This window comes from Calidithermus chliarophilus DSM 9957 (assembly GCF_000430045.1).
GTDB classification, from domain to species: domain Bacteria; phylum Deinococcota; class Deinococci; order Deinococcales; family Thermaceae; genus Calidithermus; species Calidithermus chliarophilus.
The window spans coordinates 302,319-320,790 of record NZ_KE387023.1; the positions used below are offsets into that span (position 1 = coordinate 302,319).

At 69.5% G+C, this 18,472-nt stretch carries 16 protein-coding genes and 1 pseudogene; 13 read left to right on the plus strand and 4 right to left on the minus strand.

Annotated features, from left to right (window positions below):
• Nucleotides 1-514 (plus strand): magnesium chelatase subunit ChlI family protein (locus MEICH_RS0101590; protein WP_169730619.1); only part of this gene is annotated, 514 nt, incomplete at its 5' end.
• 155 nt (nt 515-669) lie between these two features.
• On the opposite strand, the gene MEICH_RS29115 is transcribed toward MEICH_RS0101590, so the two are convergent.
• Both MEICH_RS29115 and MEICH_RS0101600 read right to left on the minus strand, forming a co-directional pair.
• Nucleotides 670-843: a hypothetical protein gene (locus MEICH_RS29115; protein WP_169730620.1), complete on the minus strand. Its 174-nt coding sequence runs from the start codon at nt 841-843 to the stop codon at nt 670-672.
• Between the two features lie 37 nt (nt 844-880).
• Nucleotides 881-1,129 (minus strand): dodecin family protein, encoded by a 249-nt coding sequence (locus MEICH_RS0101600; RefSeq protein WP_027891173.1) that lies wholly within the window; start codon nt 1,127-1,129, stop codon nt 881-883.
• A gap of 127 nt (nt 1,130-1,256) precedes the next feature.
• On the opposite strand from MEICH_RS0101600, the gene MEICH_RS0101605 reads away from it, so the two are divergent.
• On the plus strand, nt 1,257-1,637 hold the full coding sequence (locus tag MEICH_RS0101605) for a metallopeptidase family protein (RefSeq protein ID WP_027891174.1): 381 nt from the start codon (nt 1,257-1,259) through the stop codon (nt 1,635-1,637).
• Between the two features lie 293 nt (nt 1,638-1,930).
• Here MEICH_RS0101605 and MEICH_RS0101610 read toward each other — a convergent pair whose 3' ends face one another.
• Nucleotides 1,931-2,998, minus strand: a complete 1,068-nt coding sequence (locus MEICH_RS0101610; protein ID WP_027891175.1) for a glucose-1-phosphate thymidylyltransferase — start codon at nt 2,996-2,998, stop codon at nt 1,931-1,933.
• Nucleotides 2,999-3,203: 205 nt separating this feature from the next.
• Here MEICH_RS0101610 and MEICH_RS0101615 point away from each other — a divergent pair, with 205 nt between their 5' ends.
• From MEICH_RS0101615 to MEICH_RS26745, 9 genes are all read left to right on the plus strand, one after another.
• Complete coding sequence (locus MEICH_RS0101615) at nt 3,204-4,169, plus strand: LacI family DNA-binding transcriptional regulator (protein ID WP_027891176.1); 966 nt, start codon at nt 3,204-3,206, stop codon at nt 4,167-4,169.
• A gap of 24 nt (nt 4,170-4,193) precedes the next feature.
• Nucleotides 4,194-5,429, plus strand: a complete 1,236-nt coding sequence (locus MEICH_RS0101620) for an extracellular solute-binding protein (protein WP_027891177.1) — start codon at nt 4,194-4,196, stop codon at nt 5,427-5,429.
• A 62-nt stretch (nt 5,430-5,491) separates the two neighbouring features.
• Complete coding sequence (locus tag MEICH_RS0101625; protein WP_027891178.1) at nt 5,492-6,583, plus strand: carbohydrate ABC transporter permease; 1,092 nt, start codon at nt 5,492-5,494, stop codon at nt 6,581-6,583.
• Nucleotides 6,584-6,608: 25 nt separating this feature from the next.
• Entirely contained in the window at nt 6,609-7,982 is a 1,374-nt protein-coding gene (locus tag MEICH_RS0101630; RefSeq protein WP_036218128.1) for a carbohydrate ABC transporter permease, read from the plus strand.
• A 91-nt stretch (nt 7,983-8,073) separates the two neighbouring features.
• Nucleotides 8,074-9,903, plus strand: a complete 1,830-nt coding sequence (locus tag MEICH_RS0101635) for an amylo-alpha-1,6-glucosidase (RefSeq protein WP_027891180.1) — start codon at nt 8,074-8,076, stop codon at nt 9,901-9,903.
• Between the two features lie 202 nt (nt 9,904-10,105).
• Nucleotides 10,106-11,398: a CCA tRNA nucleotidyltransferase gene (locus tag MEICH_RS0101640; RefSeq protein WP_245587601.1), complete on the plus strand. Its 1,293-nt coding sequence runs from the start codon at nt 10,106-10,108 to the stop codon at nt 11,396-11,398.
• A 416-nt stretch (nt 11,399-11,814) separates the two neighbouring features.
• Nucleotides 11,815-12,903 (plus strand): prepilin peptidase, encoded by a 1,089-nt coding sequence (locus MEICH_RS0101645; RefSeq protein WP_027891182.1) that lies wholly within the window; start codon nt 11,815-11,817, stop codon nt 12,901-12,903.
• A gap of 82 nt (nt 12,904-12,985) precedes the next feature.
• Nucleotides 12,986-13,918, plus strand: coding sequence for a nitroreductase family protein (locus MEICH_RS0101650; protein ID WP_027891183.1), 933 nt, complete (start codon nt 12,986-12,988; stop codon nt 13,916-13,918).
• 24 nt (nt 13,919-13,942) lie between these two features.
• Nucleotides 13,943-14,893 carry a GGDEF domain-containing protein gene (locus MEICH_RS26745; RefSeq protein ID WP_169730621.1) on the plus strand — a complete coding sequence of 317 codons (951 nt, stop codon included), beginning with the start codon at nt 13,943-13,945 and terminating at the stop codon, nt 14,891-14,893.
• Between the two features lie 179 nt (nt 14,894-15,072).
• On the opposite strand, the gene MEICH_RS0101660 is transcribed toward MEICH_RS26745, so the two are convergent.
• Entirely contained in the window at nt 15,073-16,668 is a 1,596-nt protein-coding gene (locus MEICH_RS0101660; protein ID WP_027891184.1) for a Na/Pi cotransporter family protein, read from the minus strand.
• Between the two features lie 170 nt (nt 16,669-16,838).
• Here MEICH_RS0101660 and MEICH_RS0101665 point away from each other — a divergent pair, with 170 nt between their 5' ends.
• Both MEICH_RS0101665 and MEICH_RS29960 read left to right on the plus strand, forming a co-directional pair.
• On the plus strand, nt 16,839-17,864 hold the full coding sequence (locus MEICH_RS0101665; protein WP_036218130.1) for an ABC transporter substrate-binding protein: 1,026 nt from the start codon (nt 16,839-16,841) through the stop codon (nt 17,862-17,864).
• A 129-nt stretch (nt 17,865-17,993) separates the two neighbouring features.
• Nucleotides 17,994-18,472 (plus strand): annotated as a pseudogene (locus MEICH_RS29960) (ABC transporter permease); the annotation flags it as partial.

Consider the following 18,472-nt stretch of genomic DNA (forward strand, 5'->3'; position numbering starts at 1 on the left):
CGTCGGTGAAAAGTGTAGATCAAGTTACCTTGAATACCCCGATTGCCCTGCACACGCCTGCCCCTGCGGCTGGTTCGGCGACCCCGAGCGCAACTGCGCCTGCACCCCCGCCCAGCGCCAGCGCTACGCCGGCCGCATCTCCGGCCCGCTGCTCGACCGCTTCGATCTGGTGGTAGAAGTGCCGCGCCTGACGCCGCAGGAGCTGTCCCGGGCCCCCGAGGGGGAGTCCACCGCGCAGGTGCGGGCGCGGGTGCTCGAGGCCCGCGAGCGGATGCGCTGCCGGCAGGGCCGGCTCAACAGCGAACTGCTGGGCCGGGCCCTGCGCCAGCACGTCGCCCTCTCGGCCCCGGCGGAAGCCCTGCTCCACGCGGCAGCCAGGCGGCTTGCGCTCACCGCCCGCTCCTACGACCGCATCCTGCGCGTCGCCCGCACCATCGCCGACCTCGCCGGCTGTGAGGGCGTGCAGGAGGCCCACCTCGCCGAGGCGCTGACCTACCGGCGCAGCCTGGCCTGAGCCGGTCATACCCGATTCGGTCAGTCCGGCGCCGGACTGACAGGGCCGAAGTTATCCGCGTGGCGGAGGGCGGTAGCGCCCCTTGGAAGGGAATGCTCTAGGATTCAAAAAGATGGCCTCTGGGGGTTTAGGTGACTATCTTTTTGAATCCGGTATCAGCCCAGCCAGAACAGCGCGAAGCCCACGACGCCCCCGACGGCCGAGGCCAGCACCAGCACGGGGAAGTGTTTGTGAAGGTTGGGGTTGCTGGCCGCCAGCACGCGCCAGAGCAGCAGTTCGACCGCCGAGAGCCCGAGCAGCAGCAGACCGGCGAGTTTGAGAGGTTCCACGCTCCCAGTGTAGCCGGTCGGGGGGAGTGGGCCGGGTCTATTTGCGGCTGCGGTTGCTGCTTCGGGCCGGGGCCTTCTTGCCCTCGCTCTCGACGACGAAGGAGAGCTTGCAGTTGGCGCGGTAGGCCACGACGGCGCCGTCCTCCACGATGGCCTGCAGGTCCTGCACCCAGATGCTGCGGATGCCGCGCACCGTCTTGGAGGCTTCCTCGAGGGCCTGCTGGGCCGCGTCCTCCCAGCTCTTGGGCGATTCAGCGATGATCTCGATGACCTTCACTACCGCCATGTCCGACCTCCTTTTTTGAAGCCAGAACATTGTACACCCGCCGCGAACCCCCGCGCTCGCGCCCTCGCCGCCGGCTTTGTGACCCTGCTTTACCCGCGGTTCATCATCCGGCCCCACACTGGGGGCGATGACCTTCGACGAGTTCCTCGACACCGCCTACCGCCTGTGGGACCAGATCCCCGAGGCGTTCAAACGCGGCCTGCACGGCATGCACGTCCTCGAGCACCTCAAGCCCGACCCCGACGAGCCCGGCCTGTTCCGCCTCGGCGAGTACGTGAGCCCCGGTTACCCCACCGTGCTCGGCGGCTTCGACGGCCTGGGCCGCCACATCGCCCTCTACTACGGCTCCTTCCGCACCGTGGCCTACCCCGGCTTCGACTGGGAGGGTGAAATCTGGGAAACCCTCATCCACGAACTGCGCCACCACCTCGAGTTCCTCGCCGGCCGCGACGACCTGGTGGCGGAGGACCTCGAGTACCTGCGCCAGTACCGGCAGGGAAAGCGGTAAGCGGTAAGCTTTCAGCCGTCAGCCGTCAGCAGAAGGCTCGTGGAAACCCCACCCCTTCCCTCCCCGCCGGCGGGGAGGGGGTATCCCCCCCTAACCCCCCTTGCTAAGGGGGGTGACAAGGCGTCTTGCGTTTTGCGTCTTGCGTTTTGCGTCTTGCGTTTTGCGTCTTGCGTTTTGCGTCTTGCGTTTTGCGTACGGCGTACGACGTAGGACGTACGCCCCGCGTTGGGCGTTCGGCTATCAGCTACGGGCTATCGGCTATCGGCTATCGGCTATCGGCATTCGGCGCCTCTCTACCCCAGCTCCACACTCGACAAATCCCCCAGCACCAGCTTGTGCGCCCGGGGAAGGCCGTTGCGGCTGCCGACCTTGGCGCCTACGCCCAGGATGCACTCGTGCAGGCGTAGGGGCACGTCCTCCAGCAGCGCGTCCTCCTCGAGGATCGAGAACTCCACCTCGGCGCGGCGCACCGTGGCGCCGGGGCCTACGGAGGTGAAGGGGCCGATGTAGGCGCTCTCGACGTGGGCCCCGGCGGCGATGTGGGCCGGGCCGAGGATGGTCGAGTCGCGCACCACGGCGCCCTCCTCCACCACCACGCGCCCGGTGATCTGGCTGTCGCTGACGTAGCCCTCGAGCACGGGGACCGGGCTGGGCTGCTCGACGAGCAGCAGGCGGTTGGCGTCGAGGAGGTCGCTGGGGCGGCCGGTGTCCTTCCACCAGCCCTCGATCTCGCGGCCCAGCACCTCCCGGCCCCGGTCGATGAGGCCCTGGATGGCGTCGGTGATCTCGTACTCCCCGCGGGCGCTGGGCTCGAGGGTGGCGATGATGTCCATGATCTCCGGGCCGAAGACGTACACCCCGGCCACGGCCAGGTCGGAGGGGGGCTCTTTGGGCTTCTCCAGCAGCTTGACCACGTGGCCCTGCGGGTCGAGCACCGCCACCCCGAACTGGCGGGGGTCGGGCACCTTGACCAGGGCGATCACCGCGCTCACGCCCGGCTGGAAGGCCTGGGTGAAGGCAGTGATGCCGCGCTGGAAGAGGTTGTCGCCCAGGTAGAGCACGAAGGGGCTGCCCGCGAGCCACTCCCGCGCCGAGTCCACGGCGTGGGCCAGGCCCAGGGCCTGCTCCTGCACGATGTACTCCAGGTGTATGCCGGGGAAGTCGGCGAGGGAGAGTTGGAAGTCTTCCTTGTTGTAGGGCGATACCACGATGCCCACCTCGCTCACCCCCGCCTCGCGGAGGTTCTCGAGCGCGTAATGAATGATGGGCTTTCCTGCAATGCGGAAGAGGTGCTTGGGCCGGGTGTGGGTCAGGGGTCGCAACCGAGTGCCGCGCCCGGCGGCCAGAATGAGACCTTTCATACTCATGCCCCTACGATACCAAGCCCCTTCGGAGGGTCGGGTTGGAGTGGGTTCGCAAATTCCCGTAAACGTTTTCACATATGCGCCATCCAAATCTCACACAAACAAATCTCAGTCTCATGAGATCCGTTTCTCAAGGGCTTGACATGGACAGGGGGAGGACATAAAGTACCAAGCATAGATTTGTAAACGCTTACAAGATTCCATGGGCCGCAAGCGTATACCCACCATCCACGACGTGGCACGCCTGGCCGGGGTTTCCACCGGCACGGTGAGCCGGGCGCTCAACGCCCGCTCGGGGGTGCACCCGGTCACCCGCCAGCGGGTGATGGAGGCCGTCAACAAGCTGGGGTACGTGCCCTCGGTGGCCGCGCGGGAACTGGCGGGGCGCACCGAGGCGGTGGGGGTGATGGTCACCCCCCGGGTCTGGAAGTACTCGCCCTACTTCATCCTGCTGTTCGAGGCCCTGGACGAGGCCTTGTGGCACGAGGGCTACAAGCTCGTCGAGGTCCCAATGAGCCCCAGCGGCGAGCCCCTGCAGCCGGCGGCGGGCTACATCGTGCTGGGCGCCCACGACCACGACCCACGCCTCGAGCGCATGCGGCAGAAGCACCCCAACAGCGTGCTGGTGGGGGTGCACTCCGGGATGTTCTGGGTCGCCCCCGACGACCCCGGCGGGGCCTACGCCGCCACCCAGCACCTGCTCGAGCTCGGCCACCGCGACGTCGCCCACCTGGGCGCCGCGGGCCAGGTGGGGCGCGAGCGCTTCGAGGGCTACCGCCAGGCCCTCACCGACTACGGCGTGCCCTACCGCCCCGAGCTGGTGCTCAACGGGGCCTTCACCACCCTCCCGGCCTACCGGGCGGTGCGGCGGGCCTGGGAGGGCGGGCTGCGCTTCAGCGGCCTGTTCGCCGCCTCCGACGAGATGGCGCTAGGGGCCATCGCCGCCCTGGAAGACCTGGGCCTCAACGTCCCCCACGATGTCTCGGTGGTCGGCTTCGACGACCTGCCCGACCTCGAGCGCCCCCTCACCACCGTACGGCAGGAGATCCCGGCCATCGCCAAGGCGGCGGTGGCCCTTCTGAAAGAGGCAACCTCCCATGCACCCCCGCGGGGTGTACGGGTCGGCGTGCAGTTGGTTGTCCGGGACACCACGGCCCGCAGGCGCTAATTCCGTGGACACGAGGAGGAAGGCATGAAGAAGTTTTGGCTAGCAGCATTGGCAGTCGCGGGGCTCAGCACGGGCCTGGCCCAGACCGTGGTCAAACTGCAGGGCTTCGGGGGCAACGACACCGCCATCATCTCGAGCCTGCTGAAGGAAGTGGTGAACCCGGCGGTGGAGAAGGACGGCATCCGCGCGGAGTACCAGGGCATCGAGGGCGACTACAAGGCCGCTTTGCTCAACGCCCTGGCCGCCGGCACCGCGGGCGACTTGTTCTACGTCGACATCTTCTGGTCGGAGCCGGTGTTCGCCTCGGGCAAGGTCGAGCCGCTCAACGCCTACTTCACCCAGAAGGAGCTCGGCGTGTTCGTGCCCAGCCTGCTCAACGCCTTCAGCTTCAAGGGCAAGATCTACGGCCTGCCCAAGGACTTCAACACCCTGGCGGTGCAGTTCAACAAAGACCTCTTCGACGAGGCCGGGGTCAAGTACCCCAACCAGGCCGACACCTGGGACACCTTCAAGGCCAAGCTCAAGGAAGTGCAGACCAAGCTGAAGGACGTGGCCGGGCTGTGCGTGGTGGCCGACTTCGCCCGCTTCGGCGCCTTCGCCTACGCCACCGGCTGGAAGCCCTTCAACGCCCAGGGCAAGACCGTGCTCGACGCCAACTTCAAGCGGGCCTTCCAGTGGTACACCAGCCTGGTCAAGGACGGCGCGGGCCGCTACGCCCAGGACCTCGGCGCGGGCTGGACCGGCCAGTGCATCGGCGAGGAGAAGGCCGCGGTGTCCATCGAGGGCGCCTGGATCGGCGGCTTCCTCAAGGACAAGGCCCCCAACATGAAGTTCGGCACCACCTACCTGCCGCTCGACCCCGTCACCAAGCAGCGCGGCAACTTCGTCTACACCGTGTCCTGGAGCATGAACGCGGCCTCGAAGAACAAGCAGGCGGCGGCCAAGGTGCTCAAGGCCCTCACCAGCCCCGAGGCCCAGAACTGGATCCTCACCCGCGGCCTGGCCCTGCCCAGCCGCGGCGCCCTCGCCAGCAGCCCGGTGTTCCAGCGCGCCGACAAGACCGGCGAGCTCAACCGCGTGGTCTTCAACGGCTCGACCAAGCAGGGCGGGAACGTGCTGCCCTTCAAGTTCGGCGCCTACGACGGCGGCGACTGGATGCGGCCGATCAACGAGGCGCTGCAGGCCGTGATCACTGGCAAGAAGTCGGTGGACCAGGCCATCGCCGACGCCCAGGCCGAGATCAACAAATTGGTGAAGTAAGCCATGCCCGGCGCGAGGAGCAGGGGTACCGCCCTGCTCCTCGCCCCAAAGCGGGGTGAGCCATGCAGAGTTCCAAGCGGAGTGAGGCGCTGTACGCGCTGCTTTTTCTTTCCCCGTTTTTGCTGCACCTGCTGATCTTTTTCATCTTCGCTTTCGTCCGCACCATCTGGTTCAGCTTCACCGATAAAACGACCCTCAACGAGAGCTACAACTTCGTCGGGCTACAGAACTTCGTCAAACTTTTCGGAGAAGAGCGGTTTTTGCTGGCCCTGCAGCACTCCATCGGCTTCATGCTGGTCGTGACGACCATCCAGACCTTCCTGGCGCTGGCGCTGGCGGCGGTGCTCAACCAGCGCCTGCGCGGGATCGCCTTCTTCCGCACGGTCTACTACGTCCCCAGCGTGCTCTCCTCGGCCGCCGTGACCGTCATCGCCATCTGGTTCTTCCAGAAGACCGGCTTCCTCAACACCTTCATCGGCTGGGTGGTGGCCCACGCGCCGGTGATCCTGGCGCTGGCGGGCATCTTCCTGCTGGCCCAGGCGGTGCAGGTGGCCCTCGAGCGCGCTCGAGGCCTCCCCGTCGCCCCCACCGACCCCGCCCTCGCCGCCATCTCGCTGGTCGTAGCCATCGGCCTGACGTGGGTGCTGAACGCCATGGGGCTGGTGGTGCCGCGCGAGCAGCAGCCCCCGGAGTTCACCTGGCTCACCAACGCCGACTCCTTCCTGGGCCTGCCCATCCCGCTGTGGAGCATCGTCATCCTCAACATCTTCACCACCATCCCCAGCCTGATGCTCATCTTCCTGGCCGGGCTGCAGGACATCCCCAAGAGCGTCTACGAGGCCGCGGCCATCGACGGGGCGACGCCGCTGCAGCAGTTCTTCCGGGTCACGGTGCCCATGCTGCGGCCGGTGACCTTCCTGGTCATCACCCTCTCGCTCATCGGCACCTTGCAGATGTTCGACCAGGTGGCCCTGATGGGCGACTCGGCCCCCCTCAACTCGATCATCGTGATGGCCTACTACGTCTACAACAGCGTCTTCAGCGGCGAGGGGCGCATCGGCGAGGCCTCGGCGGCGGCGCTGATCCTGGCGGGCCTGACCTTCGTCGTGGTCTTCCTGCAGCGGACCTTCGGGGTCTCGGAGAAGGCCCACTAGGGGGTGAACCGTGGCAACGCAAGCGATGGAACCCCGGCGCAAGTTCGACGAACGCTACCTGGCGCGGCAGCGATGGGCCCGCGCCGGCTGGGTCTACGGCACCATGCTGGCGCTGGGGGTCTTCTTCATCGGGCCCTTCTACGTGGCCTTTCTGGGTAGCCTCAAGGACAACCCCCTCGAGTGGCCCTTCCGCGCCACCTTCGCCCAGGTCCTGCCCAAGAACTGGGCCGCGGCCTGGAAGCTGGGCCAGCAGGGCGCGGGCAACCCCCTGCTGGGCGGCTTCGCGCCCGGGGCGGTCATCCCCTTCGAGGTGACGTACTTCGTGCCGGCGGGCACCGAGCCCGCCACCCCCACCGTGACCGTGCCCGAGCGCCGGGCCGGGGCGGGCCTGGGGGCCATCTTCGACGAGGTGCAGGCCAGCCAGTACGCGCAGGTCTCGCCGGTGGAGGAGGTGAGCCGCCGCCCGGCCCGCGTCGGGGAGCAGGACGGGCAGATCGTCACCTACCGCTTCACCATCAGCTACCCCCGGGGCGACCCCACCGCCTCGGAAGAACTCCCTACCACGCCGCGCCTGCCGCTGGACGTGGAGGCCCCGCGCGGCCAGGTCTTCCTCACGGCCACCCTCGACCCCAACCGCCTCGAGCGCCGCGGGCGGGTGGCGAGCTGGGACTCCGCCGCGCCCGGCTTCCTGGGCTACACCTTCAAGAACTACGTGCGGGTCTTCCGCGAGGCCCGCGACCCCAACACGGGCTCGAGCTTCTTCCTGCGCTGGACCGCCAACAGCTTCTTCGTCAGCCTGATGGCGGTGCTGGTCAACCTGCTCTTCGCCTCGCTGGCCGGTTACGCCCTCGCCCGCATGTACCTGCCCGGCAAGGGCCTGCTCTTCGCGCTGATCATCCTGCTGATGGCGGTGCCGCAGCAGGCGATGTTCATCTCCAACTACCTGGTGCTGCGCGACCTGAGCCTGCTGGGCAGCCTGTGGGGCATGATCGTGTGGATCGGCATCGACATGGCCAAGGTCTTCCTGATGAAGCAATTCTTCGAGGCCGTCCCGCGCGAGATCGAGGAGGCGGCGCTCATCGACGGGGCCAACCCCATCACCACCTTCTTCCGCATCATCCTGCCCATGGCCACGCCCGCGCTTGGGGCCCTGACCATCATGACCTTCCAGGGCATCTGGAACGAGTTCTTCAAGGCCGCGGTGGTGCTGTCGGGCCAGCAGGGCAGCTACACCCTGCCGCTGGGCCTGTCCTTCTTCCGCAGCGCCTACGGCGTGGCGGGCGACTGGGGCATGATGCTGGCGAGCGCCTTCCTCTCGATGATCCCCATCATCATCCTCTTCGTCGTGTTCCAGCGTTACTTCGTCGAGGGCGTTTCGACGAGCGCGTTGAAGGGCTGATGGTCGATAGTCGATAGCCAATAGCCGATAGCCGATGGCCAACGGTAAAGCTGAGGGGCTACCGGCTATCCGCTGCAAATGAGGTTTTTTCATGCTGCCATTGAAAGAAGACGACACCTACGCCGTACTGTCCGAGCAGGGCATGGCCGACGGGGAGGAGCGGGGGTTCTACCGCCACGACACCCGCTACCTCTCGCGCTACGTGTGGAAGCTGCCGGGGTTCAGCCTGCTGGTCTCCGAGACCCCCCGCCCCGACCGGCTGGTGCAGCACTGGAGCCGCATCGAGGGGCCCTCGCAGGTGGTGGGGCTGCGCCGCGAGCTGGTGCTGGAGCGCGGGGGGTTCCGCGAGCGCCTCGAGCTGGAGAACACCTCGCTGCAGACCCAGACCCTCGAGATCGCCCTCGAGGCCGCCGCCGACTTCATGGACCTCTTCGAGGCGCGGGGCTGGTACACCGTGCAGCGCACCGTGACCGGCTTCTCCTACACCGCCGAGGACGGCCTGGAAGTCGCCACGCACCTCGACATCACCCCCGACTCCCCCGGCCGCAGCTGGCGCTTGACCCTGGAGCCCAAGGAGCAGGCCCGCGTCGAGGTGAGGGGCGCCTTCGACAGCCCCTTCCACGCCCACGGGGTCGAGCTGCCGAGCTACGAGGAGTGGGCCCGCCGCTTCCCGCTGCACCTCGAGAGCGGCCGCAGCCAGCGGGTGCTCGAGCAGGCCATCTCCGACCTGCGGGCTTTGCTGTTCTCGCTGCCCGAGGGCTACTTCCCGGCCGCCGGCATCCCCTGGTTCGTCTGCCCCTTCGGCCGCGACTCCCTCCTCACCGCCTACATGCTGCTGCCCTGGGGCGCCGACGTGGCCCGCGGCGTGCTGACCTACCTCGCCAAGCACCAGGGGCAGGTGGTGGACCCCTTCCGCGACGAGGAACCGGGCAAGATCCTGCACGAGGTGCGCCAGGGCGAGCTCTCGCGCACCGGCAAGGTGCCCTTCATCCGCTACTACGGCACCGTCGACGCCACCCCGCTGTTCGTGATGCTGCTGCACGAGTACTGGCTGACCTGCGGCGACTTCGACCTGGTGCGCACGCTGCAGCCCAACTGGGAGGCCGCCCTGCAGTGGATGACCACCTACGCCGACCCCGACGGCGACGGGCTGCTCGAGTTCTCCCCCAACGAGCGGGGCCTCACGGTGCAGTCGTGGAAGGACTCGGGCGACTCGCAGAGCCACCGCGACGGCAGGCTGGCCCAGGGCCCCATCAGCGTGAGCGAGGTGCAGGGCTACGCCTACGCCGCCTACCGCGCCGCCGCGCAGTTCTACGGGGTGCTGGGCGAGGAGGCCAAGGCCGAGCACTGGAAGGCCCGGGCGGCCGAGCTCAGGGGCGTGTTCCACGAGAAGTTCTGGCTCCCCGAGTTGGGCACCTACGCCATGGCCCTCGACGGGGACAAGCAGCCGCTCGAGGTGCTCTCCTCCAACCCCGGCCACCTGCTGTGGAGCGGCATCGTGCCCGAGGAGGTCGCCCCCCGGCTGGTGCGCACGCTCTTCTCTGAGCCCTTGTGGAGCGGCTGGGGCCTGCGCACGCTGGGCACCGGCGAAGCCCGCTACAACCCCCTCTCCTACCACAACGGCTCGGTCTGGCCGCACGACACCGCTCTCTTCGCCGGGGGCCTGGCCCGCTACGGCTTCTACGACGAAGCCCTCAAGGTCTCCGAAGCCCTCTTCCGCCTGGCGATGACCCAGCACGACCTGCGCCTGCCCGAACTCGTGGGCGGCTATCCCAAGCACGAGGGCGAGCCCCCCGTCCCCTACCCCGCCGCCTGCCGCCCCCAAGCCTGGGACGCCGCCGCCGTGGTCTACATGCTGCGCCTGGCCCTCGAGATCGGCGACAAGCGCCCGGTGCAAGGGCTGCTCGAGATCACGCGGTAGGGAAGCGGGAAGCCGTCAGCTATCAGCCATCAGCGGTAAGCAGGAGGCTTGTGGGAACCCTTTCCCCGCGCGCGGGGAAGGGGTATCCCCCCCGGCCCCCCTTGCTAAGGGGGGTGACAAGGCGTCTGGCGTTTTGCGTTTGGCTATCAGCTATCAGCTATCGACCATCGACCATCGACCACCGACAGGTACTCTGTAGCCGTTGACGCCGGCGATGAAGGACTACCGCGAAGTGATGCAACAGCTCTCCTTCCTGCCCGACCTGTACCTGGTCGGGGGCGCGGTGCGCGACATCCTGTTCGGCCGCGAGCCCGAAGACCTCGACTTCGCCACCTCGGCGCCGCCTGAGGAGACCCTGCGGCTGGCGAAGGCGCACGGCCTCGAGGCCGTCCCCACGGGCCTCGAGCACGGCACCGTCACGGTGCTCATCGAGCACCACCCCTTCGAGGTGACCACCTTCCGGCGCGACGTGGAGACCTACGGGCGCCGGGCCAAGGTGGCCTGGGGGAGGAGCATCCACGAGGACTTAGCGCGGCGCGACTTCACCATCGGGGCCATCGCCATGAGCGCTAAAGGGGAGGTGGTGGACCCCTTCGACGGGCAGCGCGACTACGAGGCCGGGCTGATCCGGGCCGTGGGCGACCCGCGCCAGCGCTTCCGCGAAGACTACCTGCGGGTGATCCGGGCCGGGCGCTTCGCCGCCCGCTACGGCTTCAGCATCGAGGCCCAGACCCTCGAGGCCGCCCGTGAGGCCGCGCCCGCGGTGCTCAGCCACGTCGCGGTCGAGCGCGTGACGGCCGAGCTCGACAAGGCCTTCAAGGACCCCACCCCCAGCCGCTTCCTGCGCTACCTCTACGACCTCGAGATCCTCCAGCGCCTCATCCCCGAGTTCGAGGACACGCACCTGCTGCTGCAAAACCCCCGCTGGCACCCCGAGGGCGACGTGTTCACCCACGTCCTGGAAGTGGTGGACCGCGCCCCGCCCCCCTACCGCTGGCACGCCCTGCTGCACGACATCGGCAAGAAGGACACCGCGAAGTGGAAGGAGGAAGGCTGGTACAGCTTCCACCGCCACGAGGAGGTGGGCTCGAGGCTCATCCCCCGCATCGCCCGCGACCTGCGGCTCTCCAGCGCCCTGCGCGACGAGCTGGTCGTCACCACCGCGCTCCACATGGTCCCCGCCTTCACCAAGCCCACCCCCCAAGCAGTCCGGGCCTTCCAGGCCAAAGCCGGCCCCCACCTCACCGCCCTCGAGGCCCTCTGCCGCGCCGACGCCGGCAACCGCCGCCCCCCCGAGGCCTGGAAGTTCTTCGAACCCCAGCCCATCCCCATCCACCCCCTGCTCCAGGGCCGCCACCTCATCGCCCGCGGCCACCAACCCGGCCCCGAGTTCGGCCGCATCCTGCAGGCGGCCTACGAGCACCAGCTCGAGACGGGCGAGACGGACCTGGAGAAGCTGTACCGGGTGGGGGTCGAGGGGGTTAAGGGTCGGTAGTCAATGGTCGATAGTCGATAGTCGATAGCCCATAGCTGATAGCCGATAGCCGAACGCCTCGTTGAAATCGATCATCCACTGGGGTTGTGCCCGGTCTGTAAGCCAACTACAGCCCCACTTCCCCGCGGAAGGGCGCTCGGTGGTCGCTGCCCCGCCCCGGCCGGGGTGTGCGGCTCACGAGGGAGGGGGTGACGGGGGTGTCGGGGGTCGCCAGGGGGAGGTGATGTGGAATCGCCTCCCCCTACGACCCCCGACGGCGGAACCGACACCGCCAAACCAAGGCGCCGCACACCAGCCCCTCCCCCACCGACAAACACCCACTCGAGCCACAACCAGGTTTGGCAATTCTTTAGCTCGAGTCCCCCCAGCCCCAGCTTTGCACCGGCCAGGCTCGAGGCGGCCCGTAGAATACACGCGTGACCTCGGCCCTGCTGATCGTCTTCGCCTTCGTGCTGGGAGCGGTGATCGGCTCCTTCCTCAACGTGGTGATCTACCGGGTCCCCGCCCGCAAGTCGGTGGTGTACCCGCCCTCGAGCTGCCCCTCCTGCGGCCACCGCCTAGGCCCCGCCGAACTCGTGCCCATCGTGTCCTGGGCCCTCCAACGCGGCCGCTGCAAGCACTGCGGGGCTTCGGTCTCGGCCCGCTACCCCGCCGTGGAAGCCCTCACCGGCCTGCTGTTCGCCCTGGCGGCCTGGCTGCGGCCCGAGTTCCCCGAACTCCTGCTGATCTGGGCCTTCATCGCCATTCTGGTGGCGCTCTCCTTCATCGACATCGACACCTACACCGTCCCCGACGGCATCAACTTCGGCGGGCTCTTCCTGGGCCTGGGCGCCGCGGCCCTGCTGGCCTTCCCCCAGCCCTTCAGCCAGGCCCTCGACGCGGCGTTGATCTGCGCGGGGGTCATCGCGCTCATCGGCAGCTACGGCTCGCTCGTCGTGCGGCGCTTCCGCGACGGCAAGCGGGAATACCCCGTGGGGCTGCACACCCTGCACCTCGCGGCGATGGTGGGGGCCTGGCTCGGCCCGGCCGCCGGGCTGGTGGCGGGCTTCCTCAACTGGGCGCTCAACGCCCGCACCAAGCGGGTGTGGGCCCTGCCCGACGGGCTCACCCTGGGGCTGGCGGCGCTGGGGCCCGTCGTGGCCTACCTGGTCCCGGATTGGCCCTTCGACGGCCTGCGCGGCCTGTTCATCGCGGCGGGCGGCCTGGCCCTGACCGGCGGCCTGTACTGGGCCTTCCAGCCCGAGCCTGAGGACGACCCTGACGAGGTGGTGGTGATGGGCTTCGGCGACGTCAAGCTGGCCGGGCTCCTGGGCGCGTGGCTGGGGGTGGGCCCCTTCCTGGTGGGCCTGATGGTCGCGGTGGTGGCGGGCGCGGTGATCGGTCTGGCGCTGCGCGAGCGCAAGGTGCCCTTCGTGCCCTACCTGGCCCTGGGCGGGCTGGTGGCCTTCTTCTTCGGCCAGGACCTCATCGACTGGTACCTGGGCTACCTGGGCGTAGGGCCGTAGCCTCGAGCCCTCCGCGCCCGTGGTGAAGCTCGGGGACCTACGCCCCAATCGCGGGGGTCCGGGGGGTTTTAGGCTTTAGGACGTGGACCTCTACGACCTCTTCCTCCGCCGCGCCAGCGTGCGCAAGTTCAGGCCCGAGCCCCTGCGCGAGGGGGACCTCGACAAGCTCCTCCTGGCCGCCCAGCGCGCCCCCACCGACGCCACGGCGCAGATGTACAGCCTGCTGCGCGTGAGCGACGCCGCCTTGCGGGCCGAGGTGGCCCGGCTGTCCAACAACCCCCACGTCCAGACCGCCGCCGAGTTCTTCGTGCTCCTGGCCGACGTGCACCGGCTGCGCCGCCTGGTCGAGCACCGGGGCGGGGTCTGGGGCCACTGGCCCCGCACCGCCGCCCACTTCGCCGTCGCCGACGCGGTGCTGGCCGGGAGCGCCCTGGCGACCATGGCCGAGAGCCTGGGCTACGGCATCTGCTGGATCGGGGGGGTGCTCGAGGCCGTCGAGGCCCTGGGCGAGCTGTTCGCCCTGCCCGAGGGGGTGTTCCCGGTGGCCGGGCTGTGCGTGGGCGTGCCCGAGGAGGTTCCCGCCCCGCGGCCGCGCCTCTCGCGCCGTCTGGTCGTGCACGAGAACCGCTACCGCGAGCCCGAGCCCGCCGAGCTGGACCAGGCCTACGAGGACATGCGTCCTATCACCCGTAGCGCAGACTGGTATAAGGTGCTCGAGCGCTACTTCACCCGGGGCGGGATCATGGAACAGCGCGAGCCGGCCTACCAGCGCTTCACGGCCCGGCGGGGCTTCGACCCCGACCTGCCCCCGGGCACGGACGCCCCTTCCCTGGGGGGGCTGATCGAGCAGGCCCTCGCCCAGGGCTACCGCTCGGTGCTGTTCCGCGAGGGCGTCTGCTGGGTCGAGCGCGAGCCGGAAGCCAGCCGGGGGGAGGGAAAACCCGGCCGTGCGCTGAGCGAGGCGCTGGCCTCGGCGGGAAAGCCGTTCCGGCCGCCCTTGCCCAACGATGGGTAGGGGGCTATGCTGAACGCAATAGGAATGAATTCACTCGAGTCCCCTCAGCAAAGGGCATACCGTCTGTACTGGGTCATCGCGGCGCTGGTGATGGTGCCCGCGGTGTTCATCCACCCCTTCTTCGGGCGCTGGCCCGAGTTCTGGCTCGACGGGACTTACGTCGCCGTGACCGCGCTGGGCTGGTGGCTGGCCTACCGCCTCACGCCCAAGCCCGCCATCACCCTGCACCTGGTGCTGAGTTTCCTGCTGGCGACGTGGTACATCGCCCAGCCCGAGGGCCTGCCCAGCCGCTTCGACTTCCGCGAGGAGGCCTACGTGGCCCTGGTGGCCCCCGCCTTGCTGGGGCTGTCGGTGGTGTGGGGCGTGTGGGGCTTCGCCCTGGCGGTGCTGATGGGCTTCTCGCGCCTGCAGAACCCCACCCTGCCCGAGCAGCTCAGCGCGGGCTACGTGCTGGCCTTCGTGGCCCTGCTGGGCCTGGTGACCCACTACAGCCTGCGGCGGCTGGAGGAGGCCCACGAGAACCTCGCCAACGCCGCCCTGCAAGACCCCCTGACCCAGCTCGGCAACCGGCGGGTGCTCGAGGCCGACTTCGTGCGCCTGCAGGCGTTGGCGAAGCGGGCCGAGGTGCCGCTTCTGCTCACGCTGTGGGACCTCGACGACCTCAAGACCGTCAACGACGACCAGGGCCACGTCGCCGGCGACGCCTACATCCGCGACTTCGCCCAGGCCCTGCGCCTCAACGTGCGCGAGGGCGACGGGCTCTACCGCCTGGGCGGCGACGAGTTCTGCGGCCTGCACCTAGGCCTCTCCGAGGGCAGCTCGGTGAGCCTGCGCGTGCGGGCGGTGTTCCCCAACGTCTCGGTGGGCTGGAGCGAGGCGCTGGGCTCCCTCGACGAGACGCTGGCCCGGGCCGACCAGCACCTCTACGCTGAGAAGGCGAACAAGCGGCCGATTCGGATGCCGAAGATTCCTTGAGGGGCGATGGGCGATGGTCGATAGTCGATAGCTGATAGCCGATAGCCAAACGTAAGACGCATGTCCTACGTCCTACGTCCTACGTCGTACGCCTTGACCCTAGACCTTCGACCCTCGACAAATCACGAGCCAAGAGCCTCCGGCTGACGGCTGACCGCTGACGGCTTATCGCTTCCCGTTCACCCTGCCGCGGGCTGGTGCAGGTCTCGTGAGAGGGCGGCCAGGCGGGTGATGCTCTGGTCGAGCTCGTCGAGGACGATGAGGAGGTCGAGGTGGGCTAGGGTGGTGGCCCGTGACTCCACGCGGCCTTTCTCGAGGCGGCTGAGGTGGGAGCGGCGCAGCTCGAGCAGGTAGACCTCCATGTGCCGGCGCTCGGCGATCACCTGGTGGGCCAGGCTGCCGTTGCGGGTGGCGAGGGCGGCGAGGGAGAGGTGGAGGCGCTTGAGCACCCGCTCGGCGGCCTCGGCGAGCTCGGTGCGGCCCTCCTCGGAGAACTCGAGGTTTTGCGCGTAGAGCTTGTCCTGCTTGCGCAGCATGCGGCGCACCTGGTCGCCCATGTGCTCGATCTCGCTGGCGGCCATCATCAGCGCTAGCGGGGAGTCGCCGGGGTGGCGGGCCGAGAGGTCGCTGAGGTAGAGCACGATGGCCCGGGCGAGCTGGTCCACCTTCTCCTCGCGCCGGGCCACGTCGGCGGCGTCGCCCTTGCCCTGGGCCAGGATGCGCACGGTCTCGGAGAGCATCTGCGAGAGCTGGTCGCCGATGCGGCCCACCTCGCGCAGGGCCAGGCTCGAGGCCAGCTCGCGGGAGTCGAGGGCCTCGGCCGAGAGGTACTTGGGGGCGATCTCCTGCCCGGCGTCGGGCACGAGCTGCCGGGTGAGGCGCTCGAGGGGGCGCAGCAGGGGCAGGGCCAGCAGCGAGGCCCCGGCGTGGTAGGCGAGGTGGGCCAGGGCCACGGCCGCCGCGGGGCCCGAGACCGGGCCAAAGGCGGCCGCCAGCCGGGCGCTGAGCGCGGTGTAGGGCTCGAGCAGGATCAGCAGGGGCACCGAGAAGGCCACCTTCCAGCCCAGGTGGGCCAGGGCGATGCGCCGGGCCAGGGGGGTGCCCTTCCAGCTCGTGAGCACCAGGATCATGCCCGAGCCCGCCCCGCCGCCCAGGGTGAGGGCCAGCGCGGCCCCCAGCCCCAGCCCGCCCGAGCCGGCCAGGGCCAGCGCGATGGCGGCCACGGCGTTGGCCGAGCCCAGGGCCGAGGCCAGGGCGAAGCCCAGCACCCACAGGCCCAGGGGGGAGGCCTCGAGGCCCTCCCGCACCAGCGTGAAGAGCTCGCCCTCGGTCAGGGGCATCAGGCCCCGCACCATCAGCGCGACCCCGAAGAGCAGCATCCCCAGGCCCAGCAAAGCCTCGCCCCAGGGCTGCAGCCGCTTGAGCAGGCCCACGACGAAGCCCACCCCCACCAGGGGCAGGGCGAAGGCGCTCAGCGGCGTCGCCACGAGCAACAGCGCCACCGTGGCCCCGCCCTTGGCCGCCAGGCCCAGCACCAGCGCCGGGGCGAAGCCGGCGATGCCCACCTCGGCCAGGCCGATGGCGGTGAGCCCCAGCGCCGAGCTGTTGAGGGAGATGGCCCCCACCAGGGTGCCCGCCAGCCAGGCCCGCAGCGGGCCCGCCGTGGCCCAGGTGAGCACCTTGCGGGCCGGGCCCCCCACCAGCACGGCCAGGGCCTGGGCGAGGACGCCCAGCCCCCGCACCAGCAGGGCCAGCCCGCCCAGCGCCTCGAGCATCAGCCCACCTCCCCGGCGGCTTCCTGGGGTAGGTGCAGACGATCGTAGGGCATGGCGGCGAACGTAAATATACCACATGGCCCCCGCGACATTCCCCGTCGGGAACGGCGCCCGCCCAACCCTTGACAATTCCCTGACGAAGCCTAATGATTCGGCCTAAGGAGGAAAATATGGCGAACCGTATCGCACGGGCCCTGCGTTTAATTCCCGTCGCGGCCCTCGGCCTGGTGGGGTTTGCATTCGCCCAGCAGCGCGTGGTCAACGTCCTGTGCAGCCCCGACCTGGCCTGGTGCGAGGCGCTGGGGCCGGCCTTCAAGCAGGCCACCGGGATCGACCTCCGCTTCGTGCGGCTGAGCTCAGGCGAGGGCCTGGCCCGGCTGCGCGCGGAGGCCTCGAGGCCGCAGTTCGACGTGTGGTTCGGCGGCACCGGCGACCCCCACCTCATCGCCTTCAGCGAGGGGCTCACCGAGTTCTACAAGCCCAAAGCCTGGAACGACATCCGCGAGGACCTGCGCAAGGCGGTCGGCGAGACCTACATCCCCCTCTACACCGGGGCCATCGGCTTCGTGGTCAACCCCCAGGTCCTGCAGCGGCGCAACCTCCCCGAGCCCAAGCGCTGGACCGACCTGGCCGACCCCCGCTACAAGGGCCTCATCGCCATGCCCGACCCCAACACCTCGGGCACCGGCTACACCATCCTGGCCACGCTGGTCCAGATCTACGGCGAGGATCAGGCCTTCAGCCTGCTCGCCAAGATCCACCGCAACATCGCCCAGTACACCCGCTCGGGCTCGGCCCCCGGCCAGCTCGCCGGCCGCGGCGACGTGGCCATCGCCATCCAGTTCGCCCACGACGGCGTCAAGTTCGCCATGGAGGGCTTCCCGCTGAAGATCTACTTCCCGCTCGAGGGCGTGGGCTACGAGATCGGCGGGCTGAGCCTGATCAAGGGCGCGCCCAACCGCGAGGCCGCCATCCGCTTCATCGAGTGGGCCCTGACGCCCGAGGCCCAGGCCATCGCGGCCAAGGTGGGCTCGCTGCAGATCCAGTCGAACAAGAAGACCCCGGTGCCGCCGAACTCGCCCAAGCTGGCCTCCATCACCCTCATCAAGTACGACTTCGCCAAGTACGGCTCCACCGACGTGCGCAACCGCATCGTGGGCCGCTGGACCAAGGACATCTTCCCGCAGCCCCGCTAGCGCCCGCGCCAGGACCCCTGGGCAGGGGCGGGGGCTGAGCCTTAGCCCGCTACCCGCTTCCCGCCGCCCGCCCGCACGCCGCCCTCGCCCCCCATGACCGCCCCGCAGCGCCCACACACCCCGCCCTCGGTGGCCCGTGGCCCCCTGTTCCTGGCCCTGCTGGCCTGGGGGGTGCTGCCCTGGCAGGCGGGCGCCGGCTGGCCGCTGGCCCTGCAGGCCGGGCCCTGGGGCTGGGCGGTGGGGGCGGCGCTGGGGGTGGCCCTCGTCCTGGCCTTCCTCCCCGGGGCCCGAAAAGCCCGGGCCGAGCGGGTCGCCGCCGCCGCAGGGGCCGCCTTCAGCCTGCTGGCGGGGGGCCTGGCCCTGGCGGGCTGGACGCTGGGCCTGGGCATGGCGGGGGTGGGCTTCGGGCTGGTGTTCGCGCTGGGCTACGCGCTGGCCGAGGCGGGCCGCTTCCGCGACCCGCTGCTGGGGGCGCTGATCCTGGGCTCGGCCCTGCTGATCTTCCTGTTCATCGTGTACCCGCTGTTCGGGATGGCGCGGGCGGTGACGCCGGAGCGCCTGCTGGGCGTCGTGCGCGACTCGCGCTTCCTGATGCTGGAAAACCCCTT

Coding starts and splice junctions, on each gene's coding strand:
- MEICH_RS0101600 (WP_027891173.1), bottom strand. CDS start 1,129: ATGGCGGTAGTGAAGGTCATCGAGATCATCGCTGAATCGCCCAAGAGC.
- MEICH_RS0101605 (WP_027891174.1), top strand. CDS start 1,257: ATGACCTTCGACGAGTTCCTCGACACCGCCTACCGCCTGTGGGACCAG.
- MEICH_RS0101610 (WP_027891175.1), bottom strand. CDS start 2,998: ATGAAAGGTCTCATTCTGGCCGCCGGGCGCGGCACTCGGTTGCGACCC.
- MEICH_RS0101615 (WP_027891176.1), top strand. CDS start 3,204: ATGGGCCGCAAGCGTATACCCACCATCCACGACGTGGCACGCCTGGCC.
- MEICH_RS0101620 (WP_027891177.1), top strand. CDS start 4,194: ATGAAGAAGTTTTGGCTAGCAGCATTGGCAGTCGCGGGGCTCAGCACG.
- MEICH_RS0101625 (WP_027891178.1), top strand. CDS start 5,492: ATGCAGAGTTCCAAGCGGAGTGAGGCGCTGTACGCGCTGCTTTTTCTT.
- MEICH_RS0101630 (WP_036218128.1), top strand. CDS start 6,609: ATGGAACCCCGGCGCAAGTTCGACGAACGCTACCTGGCGCGGCAGCGA.
- MEICH_RS0101635 (WP_027891180.1), top strand. CDS start 8,074: ATGCTGCCATTGAAAGAAGACGACACCTACGCCGTACTGTCCGAGCAG.
- MEICH_RS26745 (WP_169730621.1), top strand. CDS start 13,943: ATGAATTCACTCGAGTCCCCTCAGCAAAGGGCATACCGTCTGTACTGG.
- MEICH_RS0101660 (WP_027891184.1), bottom strand. CDS start 16,668: ATGCTCGAGGCGCTGGGCGGGCTGGCCCTGCTGGTGCGGGGGCTGGGC.
- MEICH_RS0101665 (WP_036218130.1), top strand. CDS start 16,839: ATGGCGAACCGTATCGCACGGGCCCTGCGTTTAATTCCCGTCGCGGCC.